Source organism: Kitasatospora sp. NPDC023385 (assembly GCF_055664045.1).
On the sequence record NZ_JBVOOL010000037.1, the window covers coordinates 1 to 19,915 of the forward strand.

21 protein-coding genes and 2 pseudogenes are annotated in these 19,915 nt (G+C 70.1%); 12 read left to right on the top strand and 11 right to left on the bottom strand.

Annotation, left to right across the window (positions count from 1 at the left end):
* The 3 genes and pseudogenes from AC0B61_RS33315 to AC0B61_RS33325 all read right to left on the bottom strand — a co-directional run.
* Positions 1-146 (bottom strand): annotated as a pseudogene (locus AC0B61_RS33315) (Tn3 family transposase); the annotation flags it as partial.
* 48 nt (positions 147-194) lie between these two features.
* Entirely contained in the window at positions 195-446 is a 252-nt protein-coding gene (locus tag AC0B61_RS33320; protein ID WP_471745733.1) for a hypothetical protein, read from the bottom strand.
* 275 nt (positions 447-721) lie between these two features.
* Positions 722-1,132 (bottom strand): annotated as a pseudogene (locus AC0B61_RS33325) (recombinase family protein); the annotation flags it as partial.
* Positions 1,133-1,460: 328 nt separating this feature from the next.
* Between AC0B61_RS33325 and AC0B61_RS33330 the strand changes: the two are divergent.
* The 10 genes from AC0B61_RS33330 to AC0B61_RS33375 all read left to right on the top strand — a co-directional run bounded on the left by AC0B61_RS33330 (position 1,461) and on the right by AC0B61_RS33375 (position 13,271).
* The gene (locus AC0B61_RS33330) at positions 1,461-1,898 is read left to right on the top strand and encodes a hypothetical protein (RefSeq protein WP_471745640.1); all 438 of its coding nucleotides are present in this window, start codon (positions 1,461-1,463) and stop codon (positions 1,896-1,898) included.
* A 1,263-nt stretch (positions 1,899-3,161) separates the two neighbouring features.
* Complete coding sequence (locus AC0B61_RS33335; protein WP_471745642.1) at positions 3,162-5,759, top strand: DEAD/DEAH box helicase; 2,598 nt, start codon at positions 3,162-3,164, stop codon at positions 5,757-5,759.
* Between the two features lie 127 nt (positions 5,760-5,886).
* Positions 5,887-6,342 (top strand): hypothetical protein, encoded by a 456-nt coding sequence (locus AC0B61_RS33340; RefSeq protein ID WP_471745644.1) that lies wholly within the window; start codon positions 5,887-5,889, stop codon positions 6,340-6,342.
* Between the two features lie 117 nt (positions 6,343-6,459).
* Positions 6,460-6,945 carry a hypothetical protein gene (locus AC0B61_RS33345; RefSeq protein ID WP_471745645.1) on the top strand — a complete coding sequence of 162 codons (486 nt, stop codon included), beginning with the start codon at positions 6,460-6,462 and terminating at the stop codon, positions 6,943-6,945.
* A 232-nt stretch (positions 6,946-7,177) separates the two neighbouring features.
* On the top strand, positions 7,178-8,008 hold the full coding sequence (locus tag AC0B61_RS33350) for a hypothetical protein (protein ID WP_471745647.1): 831 nt from the start codon (positions 7,178-7,180) through the stop codon (positions 8,006-8,008).
* Positions 8,005-8,517, top strand: a complete 513-nt coding sequence (locus AC0B61_RS33355; RefSeq protein ID WP_471745648.1) for a hypothetical protein — start codon at positions 8,005-8,007, stop codon at positions 8,515-8,517. Before AC0B61_RS33350 ends, AC0B61_RS33355 begins: the two co-directional genes overlap by 4 nt.
* 592 nt (positions 8,518-9,109) lie before the next feature.
* Positions 9,110-10,129 (top strand): single stranded DNA-binding domain-containing protein, encoded by a 1,020-nt coding sequence (locus AC0B61_RS33360; RefSeq protein WP_471745650.1) that lies wholly within the window; start codon positions 9,110-9,112, stop codon positions 10,127-10,129.
* Positions 10,130-10,517: 388 nt separating this feature from the next.
* Positions 10,518-11,267, top strand: a complete 750-nt coding sequence (locus tag AC0B61_RS33365; RefSeq protein ID WP_471745652.1) for a hypothetical protein — start codon at positions 10,518-10,520, stop codon at positions 11,265-11,267.
* A 321-nt stretch (positions 11,268-11,588) separates the two neighbouring features.
* Complete coding sequence (locus AC0B61_RS33370) at positions 11,589-12,467, top strand: replication-relaxation family protein (protein ID WP_471745654.1); 879 nt, start codon at positions 11,589-11,591, stop codon at positions 12,465-12,467.
* A 102-nt stretch (positions 12,468-12,569) separates the two neighbouring features.
* On the top strand, positions 12,570-13,271 hold the full coding sequence (locus tag AC0B61_RS33375; RefSeq protein ID WP_471745656.1) for a hypothetical protein: 702 nt from the start codon (positions 12,570-12,572) through the stop codon (positions 13,269-13,271).
* Positions 13,272-13,387: 116 nt separating this feature from the next.
* Here the strand turns inward: AC0B61_RS33375 and AC0B61_RS33380 are convergent, their stop codons facing one another.
* The 6 genes from AC0B61_RS33380 to AC0B61_RS33405 all read right to left on the bottom strand — a co-directional run bounded on the left by AC0B61_RS33380 (position 13,388) and on the right by AC0B61_RS33405 (position 17,452).
* The gene (locus AC0B61_RS33380) at positions 13,388-14,329 is read right to left on the bottom strand and encodes a hypothetical protein (protein WP_471745657.1); all 942 of its coding nucleotides are present in this window, start codon (positions 14,327-14,329) and stop codon (positions 13,388-13,390) included.
* A gap of 178 nt (positions 14,330-14,507) precedes the next feature.
* Positions 14,508-14,948 (bottom strand): hypothetical protein, encoded by a 441-nt coding sequence (locus AC0B61_RS33385; protein ID WP_471745659.1) that lies wholly within the window; start codon positions 14,946-14,948, stop codon positions 14,508-14,510.
* A 39-nt stretch (positions 14,949-14,987) separates the two neighbouring features.
* Entirely contained in the window at positions 14,988-15,524 is a 537-nt protein-coding gene (locus tag AC0B61_RS33390; RefSeq protein WP_471745661.1) for a hypothetical protein, read from the bottom strand.
* 12 nt (positions 15,525-15,536) lie between these two features.
* Positions 15,537-16,232 carry a hypothetical protein gene (locus tag AC0B61_RS33395; RefSeq protein ID WP_471745662.1) on the bottom strand — a complete coding sequence of 232 codons (696 nt, stop codon included), beginning with the start codon at positions 16,230-16,232 and terminating at the stop codon, positions 15,537-15,539.
* 15 nt (positions 16,233-16,247) lie between these two features.
* Entirely contained in the window at positions 16,248-16,790 is a 543-nt protein-coding gene (locus AC0B61_RS33400; RefSeq protein WP_471745664.1) for an ATP-binding protein, read from the bottom strand.
* Positions 16,787-17,452 (bottom strand): hypothetical protein, encoded by a 666-nt coding sequence (locus tag AC0B61_RS33405; protein WP_471745666.1) that lies wholly within the window; start codon positions 17,450-17,452, stop codon positions 16,787-16,789. The genes AC0B61_RS33400 and AC0B61_RS33405 overlap by 4 nt, the downstream gene beginning before the upstream one ends.
* 238 nt (positions 17,453-17,690) lie before the next feature.
* On the opposite strand from AC0B61_RS33405, the gene AC0B61_RS33410 reads away from it, so the two are divergent.
* Both AC0B61_RS33410 and AC0B61_RS33415 read left to right on the top strand, forming a co-directional pair.
* Entirely contained in the window at positions 17,691-18,539 is an 849-nt protein-coding gene (locus AC0B61_RS33410; protein WP_471745731.1) for a helix-turn-helix domain-containing protein, read from the top strand.
* A gap of 6 nt (positions 18,540-18,545) precedes the next feature.
* Entirely contained in the window at positions 18,546-18,893 is a 348-nt protein-coding gene (locus AC0B61_RS33415; RefSeq protein ID WP_471745667.1) for a DUF397 domain-containing protein, read from the top strand.
* Positions 18,894-19,163: 270 nt separating this feature from the next.
* On the opposite strand, the gene AC0B61_RS33420 is transcribed toward AC0B61_RS33415, so the two are convergent.
* Together AC0B61_RS33420 and AC0B61_RS33425 are read right to left on the bottom strand one after the other, a co-directional pair.
* The gene (locus AC0B61_RS33420; protein WP_471745669.1) at positions 19,164-19,304 is read right to left on the bottom strand and encodes a hypothetical protein; all 141 of its coding nucleotides are present in this window, start codon (positions 19,302-19,304) and stop codon (positions 19,164-19,166) included.
* A 110-nt stretch (positions 19,305-19,414) separates the two neighbouring features.
* Positions 19,415-19,903, bottom strand: a complete 489-nt coding sequence (locus AC0B61_RS33425; protein ID WP_471745671.1) for a hypothetical protein — start codon at positions 19,901-19,903, stop codon at positions 19,415-19,417.
* Positions 19,904-19,915: the final 12 nt, after the last annotated feature.

Here is a 19,915-nt window from a genome sequence, read left to right on the forward strand (position 1 = left end):
GGCATCTCGGGCAGCAGGAAGCTGTACCGGCCGAGCATGTTCACGTGGTGCCGCACGAACGGCGAGAGCCGGGCGACGTCCTCGTCGCGGACGTCCAAGCCCTCGGCACGGAGCTGGGTGAGGGCGGCGTCCGTGTAGCGGGTGTTCGGCTTCGGGGATCAATCAGGACGTGGTTAGCGGTAAGCCCCTGATGATCAGGTCGCGGCCGTGATGCGGGTGGCGTAGACCCGGTGAGCCTTGCGCTCGGCGGAGCTGGCGGTGTCGGTGGCGAGGGCGGCGGCCTGCTGCAGCGCGGTGCGGTGGAGTTCGAGCGGTGCGGTGATCCGGAGGGAGTGGCCCTGGCCGCGGCGGATGGTCCGGCCGGAGGCGAGCGCGGCGCGGACGGTCTCGTCGCCGCCGGCGAGCAGGTGGTGGGCGAGCAGGCCGGGCAGATCGAGGGTGACCACCGGGTCCGGCTCCGGCTGCTGCTCGGCGACCGGGTCCGGGAGGCCGTCGAGCAGCTCGGGCAGTTCACGGGCTCCGGCGGCGTCCAGGACGCGGCGGATCGTCTTCGGGTCGACCTGGTGCTGCCGGGCGAGGGCCTGACGGCGGCGCCTTCGCCGAACGCCTCGACCACCTTCGCCGCCTGGTCCGGGTCGAGCGAGGCGGGGCGGCCGAGCGCCTTGCCCGCGACTTCGGCGGCGGCGACGCCTTCGCGGGTGTTCTCCGAGATCATGTCGCGCTGGAACTCCAGCACGGCGGCGAGCACGTTCACCATCATCTTGGTGCCGGGGTCGTCGGAGGCGAGGTCGATGCCGGACAGCAGCCCGGACTCGACCCGCAGGTGCAGGCCGCGGCGGATCAGCACTGGCCTCAGGGCGAGGATGTCCGCCACCGAGCGGAAGAGCCGGGCGGCGTCGGCGATGCGGATGGTGTCGCCGACGGCGGCCTCGTTCAGCAGCCGGGTGAAGCCGGCGCGGTCGAGCGAGAGCTGCCGCGTGGAGGTGGCGGGGTCTTCGTAGACGGGGGCGCCGGCGGCCAGCAGGGGGGCCAGGGCGTGGCGCTGGCGGGCGTCGGTCTGCTGCGGCGCGCGGCGCCGTGGTGGAAGGTGCTGTGCCGGTGGATTCGCCGTGCGGCGTCCACAGCTGCCCACGCACCCCTGGTCCGCATTTCCGCAACATGGGCGCCGCCGTCCGGGGGTGCTGCGGTGATGCGACCGTCCGGGAGCAGTTGCCGTTCGAGGACCTGCCCGAGATTGCGACCTCCTCGCCGTGGTGTGAGCGGTGGGAGGGACGGCGGCACTCGTGGCGACACCTGAGCGAGGGAGGGTTTGACGCCCGGCAGTTCGAGTTCGCCCCGGTGTGGGAGCGTTCGCCCAAAGTCTGTGAACGGACCGTCCCCACGATCCGCAGCACGAGACAAAGAATGCGTCAATCGCAACTCATTGCGCTCATCGTAGTTCCTGGCGCATACTGCAAGGCATGAGCGTATTCACCGACATCGCCGCGATCTGCCACCCGATGCCCGCGCAGGGGGACGTGCCCGAGGACATCTACAACGACGTGTGCCACTCCGTCCACGCTCAGCGGGAGGAGATGATCCACAACCTTGAGGCGGCCGCAGACGCTGACTGGGAGGAGAACGAACCGCTCCTGTCCGCGATCGGCATCGCGCGTTACCGCAAGGAGCAGGCCGAGGGCGAGATCCGCCGGCTGATCGCCTACGGCCGGGAGTTCACCCGTCCGCGCCCCTACAAGCTCTCCGACCTGGCCGCCGCCTCCGGCATGTCCGTCTCCGGAATCCGCACCGCTTACGGCCCCGGCGAAGTCGCGGACGTGGAACAGACCCTCGGTCGCGCAGCCCGCGAGCGGCGCGCGCCCTCGACGGACGAGGCGTCCGATACGGACAGCGCCTCGTGACCCGCCGACGGTCCAACGCGAAGAGCGTCCGGGCAGGAGGGCCCCGCCCGGACTCGGCAGGCGGCGCCGCCGGGCACCGCGACCGTCTCCACGCGCAGGCATCCCGGGGCCTGACCCAGGCCGATGCGATCCGCCTCAAGGCGGCCCTGACCGGGTGGTTCGGCTCCGATCACCAAGGGCGTTAGTTTGCAGCTGACATGCCGTCAACAATGAGGATCGGACGGCGAATACACCGTCCTCTTGTCGCGACCACGACCCGCAAGTCGGTTCCTTTGTGATTCGCATCACAGCCCCACCGGCATGCTGCCGTCCCTGTGAAGGACGGGAGTGAGGTGTGGGTTGGTATCGGCAGTCACGATACCAACCCACACCTCACTCCCGTCCTTCTACAGCCTCAGGGGGGTCGCGTTGAAGCGGCTTGCAACGGTCGGCCCGTGTGCCCAATCTGATGGTCAGTCGGACAAGCCGACGTCGAAGGGGGTGAGTCGTGAGGCCCGAGCGAGATGACCGTGATGTCAGTGGAGAGCGGCTTACGCGCCCGGTCGACAACTGTTCCGCCGGAGAGGCGGGACGGGACGGCTGAGAGTCACGTACGGAACGAGACTCCGCCAACCTCCCGCGTGGCTTCCTACGGCATCGCGCGGGAGGTTGGCGGCCGGCACCACCAGCGATCAAGCGCACGGAGGTACCTTGTCAGCGATTATCCCTCGGGAGTCAGAAAGTGGTGAAGAGCGGGGGTCGGCGTCCCTCGCGCCCCGGGCCCTCCTGGCCTGGGTCGGGGAGAGCGTGCGGCAGTCCGATCTCCCGACGCTCCTGCGTCTGACCATGCTCTACGCCTGCATCTGGGGCGTGAGTCCGGCTGGGCTGGGGCGCCTCATCCTCTGCCTCAGCGGGGCCAGCGTCGCCTGGGGGCTGTTGAAGCACTTCAAGATCGTGGCCTGACGGCCGCAAGTCCAATATGAAGGAGCGTGGCCTGAGGGGTTGCACCCTCAGGCCACGCTGCTGTCTGTCCTTACGGTGACGCTCCGCTCTTGTTGCCACAGCCGTGGGCGCGGAGTGCTCGGGCGGCAGTAGTGGACAACGGACAGATCTAAAGAACCAACATAACCTGGTCGGCCAGCCCTGCAGACCATCACCGACGCCCAACCTCTGCGCCAGGCTGCGGACCGTCTACCGGCACGCCCTCGCGTTGTGAACGATGAACGGCAGCTCCACTGTTGAGGAGCCGGGGACTACCGGTCGGTACTGTGATGTCCTATTAGGGTGGCATTCAATAAGAACAGCTCCACCGCACCGGTGCCTGCAAACCCGGAGGCTCTCTACCCCGCGCTGACCCACCTGCAGGGGGCGCCGCGTGAGCTTTGGTCCCGCCAGGCCGACGTGCTCCGGGTTTACGCAGACCGGCACATCAACAGCCCGGATGTTGCGATAGAGCTGCCTACGGGGGCGGGGAAGACTCTCGTGGGCTGCCTGGTGGCAGAGTGGCGCCGTCAGAGCAAGCGGGAACGAGTCGCCTACCTGACCCCGACCCGCCAGCTCGCCCAGCAGGCAGCCAAGCAAGCACGGGTGTACGGGATTCCCGCTGTCGACCTCACCGGGTCGCACAAGAACTGGGAACCTTCGGACGAATGGAGCTTCAGCCAGGGAAAAGCGGTCGCCTTCGCCACCTACAGCGCACTGTTCAACAGCAATCCGCATCTGCGACCGCAAGCCCTTGTGCTCGACGATGCCCACGCTGCTGAAGGGGCCGTTGCGTCGACCTGGAGCATGTCGATCTATCGCAGCGAAGCCGCATACGACGAACTCCTCCAGGTCCTGTCCGACCACCGAGCTCTCAGCACGGCAGTAGTCAGACGCCTGAAGCATCGCACCGCCGGCACCACCTACCTTGCGGGGGTCGCAGAGACAGTGGCAGCGGTCCCGGACCTGGAGCACGTCCTGGAGGCCACCGATGCTCAAGGGCGCCTCTCCCAGCAGGCACACTTCGGCTACGCGAAGCTCTCCGAAGGTCTATCCGCTTGCCTGATCTTCGCCAGCAGCGAGGAGATCCTGGTTCGGCCGCTCATCGCACCAACCGCCTCACACCCGGTCTTCGAGGACGTCACGCAGCGCGTGTACCTCTCGGCGACCCTGGGAGACGGCGGGGAGCTTGAGCGGGCCTTCGGGCGGAAGAAGATCGCTCGGATCAAGGCTCCAGCCAACTGGGAGAACCAAGGGACCGGACGTCGATTCTTCGTCTTCCCCGACCTCGTCAAGGGACTCGACCAAGAGGCGGTCCCTGACTTCGTTCGGGAGCAGATCACGGCCTTCGACAAGGCCGTACTGCTCGCTCCGAACAAGCGCGCCCGCGACAGTCTGGTCTCGGCCGTCAAGCCAGCCAACATGACCTGCTGGCAGGCGGACGACTCCGATGACGCCGCAGAGAACTTCCTGTCGGCTCCTACGGGGGTCCTGGCCCTGGCCAACCGCTACGACGGCATCGACCTCCCAGACCACGCCTGCCGTCTGGTGGTGCTCGCCGGCAGCCCGAACGGCGCCCACCTCCAAGAGAGATTCCTGTACCAGAGCCTCGGCGCACACGTAGTCCTCAACGAGCGGATCCGTACCCGGATCACCCAAGGCTCCGGCCGGGCCACCCGTAACAGTGCTGACTATGCTGCTGTGCTGATGCTCGGCCGCGAGCTTCGGGAGTTCTGCATGCCCCTGGAGCACCGCATCGCGATGTTCCCGGAACTGCGTGCCGAGATCACCTTCGGCCTGGAGTACTCGGACTTGTCCGAGGCCGAGGTCCTGGACAATCTCCAACACTTCCAGCAGCAGGACGAGGAGTGGCAAGGGGCGAACCATCAGATCCGGGCAGCTCGTGACGAGACTCCGCGTGTTGCACTCCCTGGAACCGAGCACCTGAGCAATGCCGTCCAGTACGAGGTCAGTGCCATCAATGCTGCCTGGCAGGGCGACTGGCCGCGGGCAGTGGACCAGGCGAAGAAGGCCATCGAGACGCTCCCCGGCACCCCCGAGATCCGCCGCTACCAGGCGCTGTGGCAGTACCTGCTCGCCTCATGGGCGGTGATCGCGTTTCGCGGTGACGGCCAGGCGCACTGGAAGGACCTTGCGGACAAGCACTTTGCCGATGCCCGTACGGCAGCCGGAGGAACGCAGTGGTTGCGTGACATCACCACCAACGCAGCCCAACTGCTCACCTCGGCAGTATCGAGTACCGAGCCGGTCGAGGATCCGCTGGACACCTGGGTCATCGACGCGGTCACGAATAGTCCGACACGTACGTCAGCAAAGCACTACGCCGCAGAGGAGAAGACCGTTCGTGACGGGCTGACGCAGACCGACCACAAGCCCTTCGAGGCGGCCCTAGATGCCCTGGGGCGGCTTCTGGGCGCTGACGTGCTACCCCGCTCGGGTGAGGAAGCCCCACCCGATTCGGTATGGATGTTCGGTGACCACTGGTGGGTGGCCATCGAGGCCAAGTCGGAAGCCGGAGCCGACAAGCAGGTCCCCGTCCGGGACATCCGGGAAGCATGCGGCCACCTCAGCTATGCCGCAGCACAGACCGGTCAGCCCGTACCGGACGGCTCGATCACTCTCTTGGCGACATCGCAGACCGATGTCGCCAAGGTCGGGGACTGGGTCGCCGACAAGCCGCTCTTTCTCGTGTCGCCTCAAGGCTTGCAGCAGGTCGCGGACCAAGTCCTCCGTGCTTGGGATGCTGTCCGCGCCCAGACCGGAGGACAGGAGCCACAAACCGCGCGACCCCAAGTGGCAGCTCTGCTGGCTCGGCATCAAGCCCTGCCGAGTCAGTGGCTCCCGGGACTGACGGTTCGATTGATTGGCCTGCCCTTGTAGATCGGGGGCGCTACTGCCTCAAGTCACGCTAAGTAGCGCGAGCGGTTGTGAGAGCCCGTACCAATGACCGGTGCGGGCTCTCGCGCATGGCGGGTCTTGTAGCCGGAAGCATGGACAACGGACAGAATTGAACGACCCACATAACTCGTTCGCGGACCCGGTTCCCCGTCGCGATGCGGCTGGCCGGCTGGTGGCTGTGGGTCATGTCGGCACGATCTACCAGGCGACGAACGGCGTCTACACGGGCCGCGCGGCTGCGCGGTCGATCAAGCTGCTGCCGGACGGCACTGTGCTGAATGACCGGTCGGCACAGAAGGTGCGCCGCCAGGAGCAGGGGTGTGAGTACGTCCAGGAGAGGCTCGCCCGTCTCGGCGCCTCGCCCTTGCGGGCCGGGACCGACCCGCGCGCCTGGCTGCGCCGCGCCCTGGACGAGGTGGGGGCGCGGACGGTCCGACACCGGGGTGCGCACCGGTACGTGTTCAGACTTGGAGCCACCAGGCGCGAGCGGGAGGCGGTCCGCCTGGGTGTGCCCGCATTGCCGACCTACCCGAAACGCCCGGATCTCGCGCCTTGGCTTGGCTGACCTGCGAGCAAGGCAGCACACCACCCCCATTCGGCACTGCAATGTGGTATGCTTCTATTTGTCGTGAGGGGTTGGCGCCCCTCCGTCCGCTCGATCCCTGACCTCAACGGAGGCATCATGCCCAGTTCCGGCGAGTACACCGATCTTCTCTGGTTCCATCTCGACACCTCGCAGATCCCCGCCCGCGTCGTGCACACCGGCAGCGGCGAGTACTCGGTCGAGATCCCCGTCTGTCTCGGCGGGGTCTCCATGCACCTCGAAGTCAGCACCGACGAGTTCGGCACGCTGTGGCAACTGCGCGACGAGCACGGCCCGGGTGTCGGCGGGTCGCGCTCCGGCCTCACCGTCGACCGGGTGCCGGACTGGGTGCGCACCTTGCTGAGCCACTTCGGGGGGCACCTCGACGAACCGTTCTTCCGCCCCGGCGACAAGGTCCTCGTGGCGGACGGCGACGGCGAGGCGAAGGAGGTGGTCGCCGTGGCCGAAGTCGTGGAGACGGGCGGGACGACCTTCCTGGTGAGCGACGCGGACGGACGACGCTGGCCCGCCGCGACCGCCGTTCACGCCATGCCGGTCGCCGAACGACGCGCCCTCAGCTCCTGATCCGGACCGGCCGCGCGGCGCCCCGCGCGGCCGGTCCCAGCGCACCCCTGGTCCGCCCGCCCCCGCAGGGACCTGCCCGCGGCCGCACGCGGCGAGCTACTCACCGCGGCCCCCCGGCCGCTCCCACTGCCCCGCGAGCGGAGCCGGCCGGACCGAATCGCGCAATACCAACAGCCGATCGTCCCGGGGAGCCCCTCGATCACGGGCCCCTCGGCCGCCGAAGGAGAACAAGATGAAGCACGTAGTGCAGTTCAGCGCGGGCATCGGCTCGTTCGCCGCCGCTCTGCGCGTCGCCGAGCGGTACGGCACCAGGGACCTGGCGCTGCTGATCGCCGACGCGCACGCCGAACACCCCGACCTGTGGAGGTTCGCCGACGACGTCGCCGCGCACTTCAAGGTCCCACTGACAGTGGTCGCCGACCCCGAGGGCCGCGACCCGTGGGACGTCTTCCTTGACGTCAGATACCTGGGCAACAACCGGCTCGCGCCGTGCAGCTACTGGCTCAAGCAGAAGCCGTGCCGGGACTGGATCGAGGCGAACTGCGACCCGGGCGACACCATGCTCTACGTCGGCATCGAGGGCACCAAGCACGACCGGGCCCGCATGCCGGCCATCGTGCGCGGCTGGTCGCCCTGGCCAGTGGTCTTCCCCCTCGCCGAATGGGACGAGCAGCCGGCCGGCAAGGACGAGCTCTTCCAGGAGGCCCGTGCCCTCGGGATCGAGCTCCCGCAGCTGTACCGCGACGGTCACGGACACAACAACTGCCGAGGCATGTGCGTACGGGGCGGCAAGGGCGCGTTCCTCCGCACGCTGCGCACCGATCCGCAGGCCTACGGCGTACGCCGAGCGGCGCGAGCACGAGGTCCGGGAGCACCTGGGCAAGGACGTGACGATCCTGCGGGAGCAGCGCAAGGGCGTCGTCCACCGGATCACGCTCACCGAGCTCCGGCTTCGCGACGAAGCCGCCCGGTCCACCGCCGCCTGAACTCCACACCCCCGGTCCTCCGCCCAACCATGCCCGGGCAAGGGCCGCCGCCACGACAGAAGGAGAACCCCCCATGAGTGGCTACTTCGACTCGGAAGGCGTCGCCTGGCTGGACAAGCCGCTTCCGGCCGGCCGGTTCCCCGCCGGCCCCTGGGAGACGGCGACGCCGGACCAGGCGGCCCTGCTCACCCCGGGCCAGAGCCTGACCGCCGCATGGAGTCAGGCGCAGGAGCACACCGGCGTCGCGACCCGGTACAGCCTGCTGCCCGGCGACCAGCCGGGCACCGTCACGGGTCTGGCCTGGACGGCTCGCGACCCCGGCGGCGACGACGGTGCGCGGCTCCACCTCTTCGACACGCTCAACAGGTTCGCCGCGTGCGCCGTCGGCGCCACCGCCGCGTTCTGGGGAGTCGGGGTCGGCTACGAGATCCAGTTTTCCCCCGAGGTGATCACCTACGTCCCCAGCGCCGGCTTCACATGCGAACCGTTGCCCGAACAGGACAGCTACGAGTTCTTCCACCCCGCACAGCGCCGCACCGCCGTCTTCACGGCGCCGACGCCCCGGCAGCCCGCCGTCCCTGGATGACCGGCGCCTCCGGCTGACGGGGCACCCCGCCGCAGCACTCGATGCCCTCGGCTAGCTACCCCCTGCCGCCAGCCGGATGCGACTGGTCGTGAAAACACTGCCAGCCCCCGACTGCCTGCATCCGAGCCTGCTTCTGCCCGACGACGATGACCTGCCGACCGGCGACGCATCCGCATCCGAGTGAAGGAGTGTCGGCACGGTGACGGGACCGGATGCGTTCCGCTGCCGGGCTGATAAGCCCAAGGGCGTTGGGAGCCGCCGCGCTCCCGACGCCCCGCAGGCCTGACGGCCCCCGCGCTGCGCCGCCCCGGTCTCGCCTTGGCCTGGGGGTTGACCGGCCGGGCTGGGCCGCCCTCCTCCTGCCGCACCGCCGAATTTGGTCTTGCCCGTCGCAGGTTGTCGAGCCGCGCCGGCCCGGCCCGGCGCTCCACGATGGCCGGCTGCAAGACGCGGTGGCGGGCGGCATGCTCCATTGATCAGCATGTAAATGTGGTACTCTTATTTCTGTCGAACCGTTCGGTTCGACTCCCGGGCGGCGCTGGCTCCGCCGCCCGGCTCTCGATCCCGGATCCCACAACACCAGGAGGCTCCGATGCCCCCCGCCGTGACGACCGAAGAGCAGTCCGCCGTCGACAAGCGCACCCGCGTGCAGATCCACCCGCACGCCCCTACCCTGCTCGTGCTCAACGCCAGGTTCGTGCTGCCGTTCGGAACTCAAGATCTCTCCCTGGCGATGCCGGCCGCGCCACAGGGAAGCCCCCCGTGGCAGTGCGCCGCGCTCGCGCTGTACCTCGGGCGACTGCGCCAGGGCGAGGTCGAGGCGAGCGCCGCCGCCCTACGTGACTACCTCCTCAGCCGTGCACCCGAGCCGACCTACCTGTGGACCTACGAGAAGAGCGCGCGTCACGACGCGCAGGTCACGTGCCTGCTGGACTTCGTGCTGGACACCCGGAAGCCCGCCGCCTGGCGGGGCTGCTCGCTGTCGGTGCTCGAGGGAGAGGACGGATGCGGCGGGTTCCGCCACGAACGGATCTGGCGCGGCTGCCGCGACATCGTGAAAGGGGCGCTGGACGAGATCACCGGCGAACGCGATCGGCTGCGCGCAGTGAACCGCAGGTTCAACTCCTCCGACCTGCTCAAGCTGGTCGAGTCCGCCACGGCCCTGGCCGACGAGGTCGACTCGGCATGGCTCACGCTGCGGGCGGACGCCAACCGCGACCACAGCGCCCGCGCCCGGACGGCGATCCGCGGCACCGCTGTCGAGGCTGAGAAACGCGAACGTGTCCTGCTGCCCCACCCTGCCCCGCTGATCATCACCGGAACCCTGCAACGGGCGGCGGACCAGAAGCGCGAGAACGACGGAGGCATCGTCGCCCGCCTCCAGCTGGTACCCGACGAGGAGTTCCGCCAGCACCTCTCCCCCGTACCCGATTTGCTCGTCTGCCGGCTCGAAGGCGAGCTCGGCGCCCGAGCACTCCAGCAGGACCTGCGCCCGGGCGATCGCGTGGCGGTGCGCGGCCGCCTGGCGGTCCGTTACTACCGGGGCGACGACGGCATCCCGCGTTCCGCAACCCTGTTCCACGCCGACGGATTCGGCCCGTTTCTCGGCTGACGACCCAGCCGTCCGCCGGGCGGCCCGGCCGCAACTGCCCTTAAACCATCCGGCGCCCAGGTCCGACTGTCGGCCCGATCCCGTCGACGTCCGCGACCAGGTCGTCGTCGACGAGATCGGGCCGACAGCCGGATCGCGCGGATGACGCCCCGGCCACGGCAACCGAGGGTCGCAGGCCGCAGCACTCACCCAGCCGGCTCCTCCCGCCGGGGGAGTCACCCGGCGCCGGACCTTCGGGGCGGCTCAGGGAACCCATGAGCCACAGGTGGCCGGAGGGCCAGCCACCGGCCGAAGAAACCATCGCCCCATAGTCCCACATCGACTTTAAATTGTGGTACCTTCTTTCTGTCTCCGGAGCCCTGGGGACCTACCCCCGAAGGAGTTTGTGATGATCCCCGCCGGCCGCATCCCCGCAGACGACAAGAAGGCCGCCGAACTCTACGGCCTGAGCCTGAGCCGGTTCCGCACCGTCCAGCCCTGGAAGAAGTTCCCCCCGAGCGTCAAGTACCTGCAGAGCCCGGCCGCCAAGGTCCGTGTCTACGACCTCGAGCAGCTCACAGTCCAGATCAGCAACATGAAGCTGGAGGAGGGCGCGAAGCAGGAGATCCCCCTGCTGCCGCGCGACCCCGACATCCTGCTTCCGCAGAAGCCCGGTGAGGTGCCCCAGCTGAAGCCCGGCGTCACGCTCCAGGACGATGACCTGCTCGACCGGTACGAGGCCTACGCGGCCATCCCCGAGAAAGACCGGCCGGCCTGGTCCACCTGGCTGCGGCTGATCGCCCCGCCCAGCGGCGGCGCCACGACGGCGGGACCCGGGACCGACGACGAGTTCGACATCGCCGGCGCCCGGTATTGGCGGTACCGCAGCCTCATGGACTGGAACGCCAAGCGGATCCCCCAGCACGCGACGGGCCTCGGCCAGGGTCGCCCCGCCGGCCCGGAGGAGCCCGGGATCCGTCAGCCGCGGCGCGACTTCATCGAGCGGGTCGAGAAGACCCGCCGGCTGCTCGCCGACGACCCCAACCGCACCAACGCCGAGCTCGCCCTGGCGCTCGGCGTGAAGTCGGAGCGGACCGTCGAGCGCATCCTCGCCTTCCTCGAGGAGGAGCGCGCCGGCGGCAACCAGCAGGAGGACTGACGCCGCGGCGGACACCCGCTCACGATCACGCCGCCGCACGAACTCACCAGGAACGCCAGCGGACCAGCAAGCTCCTGACCTGCCGAAACGCTGGAAACTCACCAGGCCGAACGGTGCCGCGGACCGCAAACTCACCACCGCGCTCGGCAAACTCACCAGCACGCAGCCCGCACTGCGGTGAGACCAGGAGAACTCACCCGCAAACTCACCAGCCCTCGATGCGGATCTGTTACGCAGACCGCGGACCGTGGGGAGGATTCCGGTAAGAACCGCGGGGTTGTCTCAGTTCGACACGATCACCAAGGACTCCCCGAGGCACTCATGAGCAGCATCTATGACCGGTCGTTCCTGTGCGCGCTGTACCTGCACCGGCTCGCGACCGCCGAGCAACTCCACCAGCTGGTGAGCCCGGACGTCGCGCTCGACCTGACGCGGCGCCGACTGAACAGCCTGCGCAAGCAGGGCGTCGTCGACCGCGCCCTGAAGGAGGGCAGGCAGGGCATCTGGTACCTCACGGATCGCGGACGCTCGATCGGCGAGAATATGGACGAGCTGGCCGGCCGCACCAGCCCGCCGGCGCCCGAGGACCCCTTCGAGGCGAAGATGCGCAGCGAGCACAGCCTTGAGGTCCTGGACACCCACCTGGCGTTCTTGAAGGATGCGCGCCGGCGGGGCGACGAGTACGGGTACCTGGACTGGTCGCCGGAGATCTACCACCGGGTCGCCGAGCAGGGGGCCGACGCGCTGATCGCCGACGCGCTGATGCGGTACACGGTGGTGAAGCCGTCCCGGGCGCTGCACCGGGCGTTCATCGAGGTCGACCGCGCCACCATGTCCTCGGAGGCACTGGCGAGCAAGCTCCTGGCCTACGCCCGGTTCCACCAGCTGCTGCCGGTTCCGGCCAGGCATCAGCGCACCGTCCAAGCCCAGTCGGCGATCCCTGCGTGGCAGCACTACTACCCGGCGAACTTCCCTCGGATCCTGTTCGTCCTGGCCAGTGCCGGGCCGACCGCACGGCAGAACCGGGTGCGCGACCTGCAGGCCCTCGCCCAGACGAGCCCGCTCGTCGAGCGCACGCTCCAGACCGTGCGCGCCGGGGTCGCGAGCCTGGAGGAAATCCAGGAGCACGGCCCGTCGGCACCGGTGTGGGCGTCGCTGGCGGATCCGCAGCGGCCGCGGTGCGGGTGGGCGGAGCTGTGATGCGCCACGGGTCACCGGCCGGGTGTGGAGTCCGCTCGTCGATCCGACTGGCCGGCGTGCGAACGAACCGAGCTGTAGACCACCCCCATCGAGAGGATCCACATGTCCACCCCTGAGCTCGCCGTCGCCGAGGAGGTCCTCGCCCGGATCGGACAGCCCAAGGCCGACGAACTGCGCCAGCGGACCCGGACGTTCACATGCGTCGAGTGTGGCACCCGCGGCCGTGCCGATCAGGAGCCCGTCAGCGTCGTCCTGGCTGCCGGCCCGCTGCTGTCAAAGCTCGGGTTCGCCCACCACCGTTGCTCCCCGTCGCGGGTCGTCCAGGTCGGCGACGAGGAACTGGCCGTCGCCGGCCCGACCGATCTCATCCCACGGGCCCTCGGCCTCGGTACGGGGTCCGGTGACCGGGCCGCGCTCCTCCTCGCCTACGAGGAGGAGGTCACGGTCTTCGACAACGAAGGCTCGTCGTTCGACCCGCTGATCTCGCACTTCCTGGACAGCGGCCTGCACCGGCTGGTCTCGCTCGGACGGTTGCCGGCCCTGAGTCCTCAGTGGAGCGTGCAGGCGGGACCGGGTGAGCGGCTTTCCGTACGTCACGGCGGGACAAGCCTGCTGTCGGACGCCACCATGTACGCGCCGTCGGTATGGCAGGCCCTGGCCTCGGGCACCGGGTCAGTGGCGCTGCTCATCGGTCGGCTCGACTGGGACGACATCTACGCCGATCAGCCGCCCTGGGCCGCATATGCGCGGGCGATCAAGTCCGGGCAGTTGGTCGGCGGGACGGTCCCCGTGGTGATCGGCTGAGATTCTCCGGCCGGTCACCTGCGTACGTCGCAGCATCGGCCTCGCTCGCCTGGCATGCCGAAGGGGGGCGCTCACCGTGTCCGGTGGGCGCCCCCCTTCGGCGCTTCGGCGGGCCGTCAGCCGATTCGGATCCGATTGATGTGCCAGCCGTCCGGCCGTAGGAGGACTGCGGTGGATGTGGTGACGGGCCCGAGTTCGGCCACCCACCAGGGCAGAAGGGGCCGGTGCGCCCAACCCCAGTGGAGGATCGCCTGCTCGGCCTGGTCCGCGAGGGCCCTGGCGGGGCGCCGGTCACTGGTGGCCCACAGCCCGTCCGGCCGGATGTAGACCGCGTGGTCGCCGTCGACCAGCGCGAGAGTCTGGCCCCAGTGGATGCGTCCCGTCACCCTGGCGACAGCAACGCGGCGGGGGTGGTGCACAGCCAGATACGCCCACAGGTCAGCCCACTGGTCTTCGCGCAGGGCGGCGACCGCGCTCAGGCGCCGCGTGCCCGGGTCGGGGGCCGGCAGGTGGGGGCGGGTCGCGGGGGTGCCGCCGCCGTCGGGGTACAGCGGACCGTCCTCGGGCACGGGCCAGTGGTCCTCCCCCGCGGTGAGCAGCCGGGCGCGCACGCCGGAGGAGCGGTTCTCTGCGACGACCCAGGGGTGGCGGCTGCCGAAGGCGAGGGGGACGGCCAGGGCCCCGCCCTTGGCCAGCTGCGCGAGCCAGGCGCGGGGGATGCCCCGGACGGGAAGGGCGGAGACGACCAGGTCGTAGGGGCCCTGGTCCGGTCGGCCGGGGGCGAGGGCGCCGATGTGGACATCGACCAGGCCGAGGTTGCGGCCTCGGGGTCCGAGAGGGGCGCGAACGCTTTCGACGCCGACGCGGTCCGGCTGGATGGAGAAGAAGGGGGTGTCGCCGCTCAGGTCGGCGAGCTCGCGGGTGATGTCGCTGTTGGGGCCGATCTGGAGGATGCGCGCGCCGGGGGCGACCTGCCGGGTGAGGAGCGGGGGCAGCGTGCTGGCCGCGGGCGCGGGGGCAGCGAGGAGTTGGTGGTCGGGGGCGGGTGAGTCGCTCATGTCCTCAGGTCCTGGTCGGGGCGTCGCCGGTGGCGCGGCGCCGGGTACGGGAGGGGCGTTGCGGCTTCAAGGGGACCGCTGCGGGGCGGCTGGGTTGGCGGCGGTGCGGGTGCCCGTGGTCGCCGGGCGCCGTCGGCGGGGGTGTCCACGGGGGATTCGCCGCCGGAGGTCGTGCCGGTCACGGCCGGTGCTCCGGCCGTTCGCGGTCCCCTGCCCTCCGCAGGCACCGTCTCCTGACAGCCGCGGTGTGGCTTCGGACCAGGGCTGCTCGGCGCACGGCCCGGGGCAGCGGCTCGGGGCTGGCGGGCAGGAGCGGCAAGTGGACGGTGGTCACGGCCACGGTGATGACGCGGCGGCCGGCACGGTGTTGGACGCGCAGGGGGGTGCCGTTGTTGAGCTGGAAGCAGGCGCGGTGGAAGGCGTCGTTGTCCGTGAAGACTTCCAGGCGGCGGCCCGGCTCGGGGCGGTCGAGCGGGGTGCCTCCGGCGCGCAGCAGGCGGGCCAGCCAGCGCAGGGCCTGGCCCGGGGTTGGGTGGTGGCTGACGTGGCGCAGCAGGGTGCGGCGGGCACCGGCGAGGTCGGTGCTGGTGTAGGTGGCCGTGAAGCGGGCGGCGGGCACGGGGGTCCTCGGGGTGTCGGGGCGGTGGTGTGGGGCGGCTTAGTCCTCGCGGGGGTGGCTCGCGCTCACCGGCGTCCCGGGGTCGATGAGGGTGTGGCCCAACCACCGACCGGAGGTGAGGGTGCCGGTGACGGGCGGCCAGTAGGCCCAGCGGACGACTGCGGGGCCGGGGGCGGTCAGCGCGTCGATGAAGTCCGGGTCGGGCACGGGGTTGGGGACCTTGAGGCGTTCACCGGCGGGCAGGAGGTTGGCCTGCGGGTGGTGGTCGAGCCACGGCTGTTCCGGCTCCGGGGCTATCAGCCAGTAGGTGAGGTCGGTCTCGGCGTTGTGCAGCACCGGCCCGAGGTGGTGGGCGCACGGGCCGGCGAGGGCTGCGGCGAGCAGCGGCAGCCCGGTCGCGGCCGGGAGGGAGATCGTGTCCCAGCGGCTTCCGGTGGGGACGCCGATCAGGAGGTCGGGCTCCGCTTGCCAGCGGATGAAGCCTCGGTCTCGGTGCGTGCTGCCGAGGACTCCGAGCAGCCAGATGCCGGGCGGCATGGCCGCGGCCTGGGCGGGTGTGGGCTGGTGTCTGGGCAAGGGGTTCACCGTCTACCGTCCATCCCGGCGGCGTTCGAGGACGGTGTAGCGCTCCACGGTGTCGCTCAGACCGAGGGCGATGACCTGGCGGGTGCCGTGCAGGAGAAGGACCCGGCGGGTGATCAGGCCGGTCATGTCCGCGACCTCGTACGGCCTGCCGTCGAGCTGCACCCAGCTGCCGATGTGGATGTCACCGGCCCCGGCGGGCAGGGGGTTGAGCAGGGCCCGGCCGTCGGAGAGGTGGTAGATCCCGGCGCGGTCCTGCCCGGTGACGTGCACTCGGGTGTCGAGCGGCCGGACCTGCGGGGCGGGCCGGGCGGGTGCGGGTCGCATGGAGGGTTCCGTTCGAGCGGAAGGGCGCGGTGGCCGCCGGCGGGGCGGTGTGCCGGTTCGGGCAGGGGTGGACGGGGCGGGCCGGTGGCTGTTGGCGAGGACGGTGAACCTCGGGACGGTTTCGAGGCGGGGCAGCGGCAGGATGAGGGCGCCGCCGTCGAGGTGGAGGGTGCGCCCGCCGTCCCAGCGCGAGAGCAGGTTGGTGATCTCGTGCGCCGTGTCGCCGACCTTGATCCAGGAGCCAGTGCGGAGTTCGTGTCCGCCGGCGGGCACCGGGACGGTGAGGATGCGGCCGTCGGGAAGGCGGAACCGGTCGGGGCCGATTCGTGTCGGGGTTTCGCGGGGTGTTCGCGGGCGCAGGGCTCGGGTGGTCATGGGGGTTCCGATCGGTCAGTTCGTCGGGGTGACGAGGGGGCAGCGGGCCCAGACGGCCTTGCCGCTGCCGGTGGGCTCCCAGCCCCAGTCGTCCTTGCTGACGTCGCGCACCAGGCCGAGGCCAAGGCCGCCTTCGAACAGGTCGCCGGGCTCGGTGGTGTCGAGCATGGGCCCGCTCGGGTCGCCGTCGCGGACGACGATGAGCAGGGCCAGGCCGCTGGTCGCTTCCAGGACCAGGTCGAGCTCGACCCACTCGGGGGCGTGGGGATGCGTCGCGGGCACGTTGCTGGAGGGCCAGCAGGTCCCGTGGTTGATCACGTGCTTGAGGACGTTGGTGAGCAGCTCGGTGAGGACGAGCATCGCGTCCTGCACGGCAGCGCTGACGGGGTCCAGGTTGGGATCGTCGAGGACGAAGCCGAGGTCGGCCAGCCAGCGGTGGCACCGGGCAACGGCGAGGGAGCGGAGCAGCGGGATGTGCTCGGCGGCGAGGTGGGCCTCCCTCAGCTTGTAGGAGGTCTGCATCGCGTCCTCGGTGCTGAGCTGGACGGGCGGGGTCATGTCGCCTCCGTGCTGTACGGCCGCCGGCCGAAGAAGGCGGCGACGTTGTTGCGCGAACGTTCGGTGGGGGTCTGCGGGGCGCTGGGGGCCGTCTCCCTCTTGGGCGCCTTCTCTGCGAGGAGGGGTGCGAGCGCCGACTCAGAGACGGCGTCGAGTGCGGAGGCGAGCTCACCGGCGAAGGTCAGCCGGTCTGTGCCGTCGGGTTCGACCAGCCAGTACGGGACTTTGCGGTGGGGGATACCGGGCCTGGGGCAGTGGATCTCGTTCGTTCCGTCTGCCGGCAGGTGGACGGTCAGGCTCTTCCCCCAGTCCCAGAGCTCGGGGGTCTTCCTGGCTATGCCGTTGAGCACGGACCCCCAGGGGTGGGTGAGGGCCGGGACGAAGAAGATGATCGAGTCGCCGGTGAAGAGCACCGGGCCGGGTCGGCCCAGTCGCCGCAGTGCGGGCTCCCCCAGCACGCGGTGAACGGCGACGCCCTCCCAGCCGAGGCCGGGCGTGATCCGGATCGGGGCGAGCCCGTGGAGCTCGCGCCAGGCGGCCATCCGGGAGACGAGGTCCGGTTGGCCGTGAAGAAGCCAGCGGGCACCGGAGGTGAGGGCGGTCGGCGGCACGGTCGGCCCGCCGGGGGCCTGGTGAGCGAACGGCGAAGTGCTGAGCGGCATGGGGGTATCCCTCGTCTCCGGCGCGGCCGAGGAAAAACGATCACCGACCGTCACGTCTCCGTGACACCTAGGATGTACCCTGAAATTTCAGTGTGCAACTTCCCTGTGAAATTTCCTTGGATCTGCTTCGGGGCGGAGGACGTCGGTGAGCGGAGCGATTACTCCTGGTGCGGTCCGTAGGGCAAAATCGGCTCTGGCACGCAGGCAGAGGGGAGGGTCAGCAGTGGCGACAGCACCCATGGGGCCGCTCCAGCACCGGCGAAAGGTTGGCCGACGCCTCAGAGAGTTCCGTGAAGTTTCAGGGCTGACAGTCGAACAAGCGGGTCAGTCCATCGGGGTGTCGGACAGCACGATGAGCCGGATCGAGAACGGCAAGCGCGACGTCAAGATGATCGAGCTCAAGGGGCTGCTCGACGCGTACAACGTCCCGGAGGACGAGCGCAACGCGCTGCTGGCCATGGCTCGCGAAGCACCCGAGGGCGGGATGTGGACCGCGCACGAAGCCGCCTTCCCTCCCACCCTGGAGACCTACCTGGGGCTGGAGGAGGCCGCGCGTACGCTGCGGGTCTTCGCCCTGGGTTCGATCCACAGCCTGACGCGCACCCGTCCCACAATGCGGGGCATCCTCCGGGCCGGCCTGCCGGCCGCGAGCGACACCGAGCTTGATCTCCTGGCCGATGCCCACATGGCCCGTCAGGAGGTTCTCACCAGGGAGCCGGTCCCGGTCGAACTGGCGATCATCCTGGATGAAGCGGCGCTGCGCAGGCCGGTCGGCGGCGTGGATGCCTGGCGCGACCAGCTCGACCACCTGATCCGGTGCGGCGAGGAAGTCCCGAACATCACCTTCCAGTGCCTGCCCTTCGCGGCCGGACCCCACGGGTCGATGACGGGCGGTTTCACCATGATCGACTTCCCGGACCCTGCCGAGCCCGAGGTCGTCTACTGCGACACGCCCGGCGGCAACCTCTACCTCCCGAAGCCGAAGGACATCCGGCGGTTCGGGCAGCTCTACAACCAGCTGTGCGGCCAGGCACTCTCCCCGGCCGCCTCGCTGGAGTTCGTACGAACCATCCGGCACGAGACGTGAGATGACATGACTGTTCCTGATTTCAGCCACGCCACCTGGTTCAAGGCCCGGGCGTCCGAGAGCGCCCAGGGGTGCTTCGAGACGGCGTTCGCCGAGGGCCACGTGGCCCTGCGGGACTCCAAGAACCGCGCACTGCCCGCCCAGGTGTACCCGGCTGAGGTCTGGAACAGCTGGCTGGCGAACCTGCGCCGCGGCGTCTTCACGGGCCACCGCATCGCCCTCAGCTTCACCGCCGCCGGGGTCCAGGTTCGTGACACGGCCACCCCCGACGCCCAGGTCCACACCTACACGCTGCACGAGTTCTTCTGCTTCATGTCCGGGGTGCACGGCCGCGAGTTCGACCTCGCCGCCTGACCCGGCTGTACGCGAAGGCGCCCGGCACTCAACAAGAGTGCCGGGCGCCTTCGCGTAGCTTGGTTGCCGTGACGGGTCACGCAGGCCCCGTGGACCAGCACCGCCAGGCGCGTTGTTCGCCCTGAGGCTCCGTCACGGTCCCTTGCAGCTGAATCCCGTCGAGCAAAGAGAGCACCGTCCCGCGATCAGTCATGCATGGCCGCGTGAGGCGTGACCTTCGACGGCGCACGGGAGCGCGCGCCAATGCGAGAGCGGGAGGTTGCCGTCCCGTCAGGCCGGGACGCTCCATCTCGCGAGGAAGAAGGGGTCGCACGGTGGGGCGAGGAGCGGGACGCCGTCGGCCAGGATCTCCTCACTGCGTACGGCGTGGTCGGTTGTACGAAACTGGCACAGCCAGAGGTTCCAGCTCATGCAGTGCCGCTACGGGTTGCCGAAATCCGCCCGCCAAGGACGCGGGAGCACGCGGCGGCGGTTCGCAGATCGCGCGCAACCCGGTGGGCCGGACGCCGTGTGGAGCGGGTTCACGCCCGACCTGCGGGCAGAGCCTGCCGACGGTGGCCGTCCCGGAAGGCCTCGGGGATCAGAACGGTCTCGAACTCGTCCAGCGGTTCGCCGACCCACTGCGCCGGGGGCTCGGCGGCGGGGGCCGCGGCCGTCGCGGTGTACTGGTCCCAGGCCCACCGCGTGTAGACGTGATCGGCGCCGAAGACGTGCGTGCTCGCGACGACAAGGCGGCCCGCACGCTGCCGGGCGGCGGCTGCACGGCCGGCCACGAGGTCTTGCTGCGTGTCCGTCCACGCCAGCCTGTACCACGCGGGGGGGACGGGCGGGACGGGCGGCGCGGTCGAGCACGGCGGTGCCGCGACGGCGCAGTTGGCAGCGCGCTCGCTGCGCGACGATGCAACAGGAGGCCTGCTTGAGGCCTTGGCGGCCAGGCGTCGGCCGAGGACCGCGGCGGCCACGAGGACCAGGGCGGCGACGACGGCGGGCAGTCGGTCCGGGATCAGCACGGTGTCCTCCAG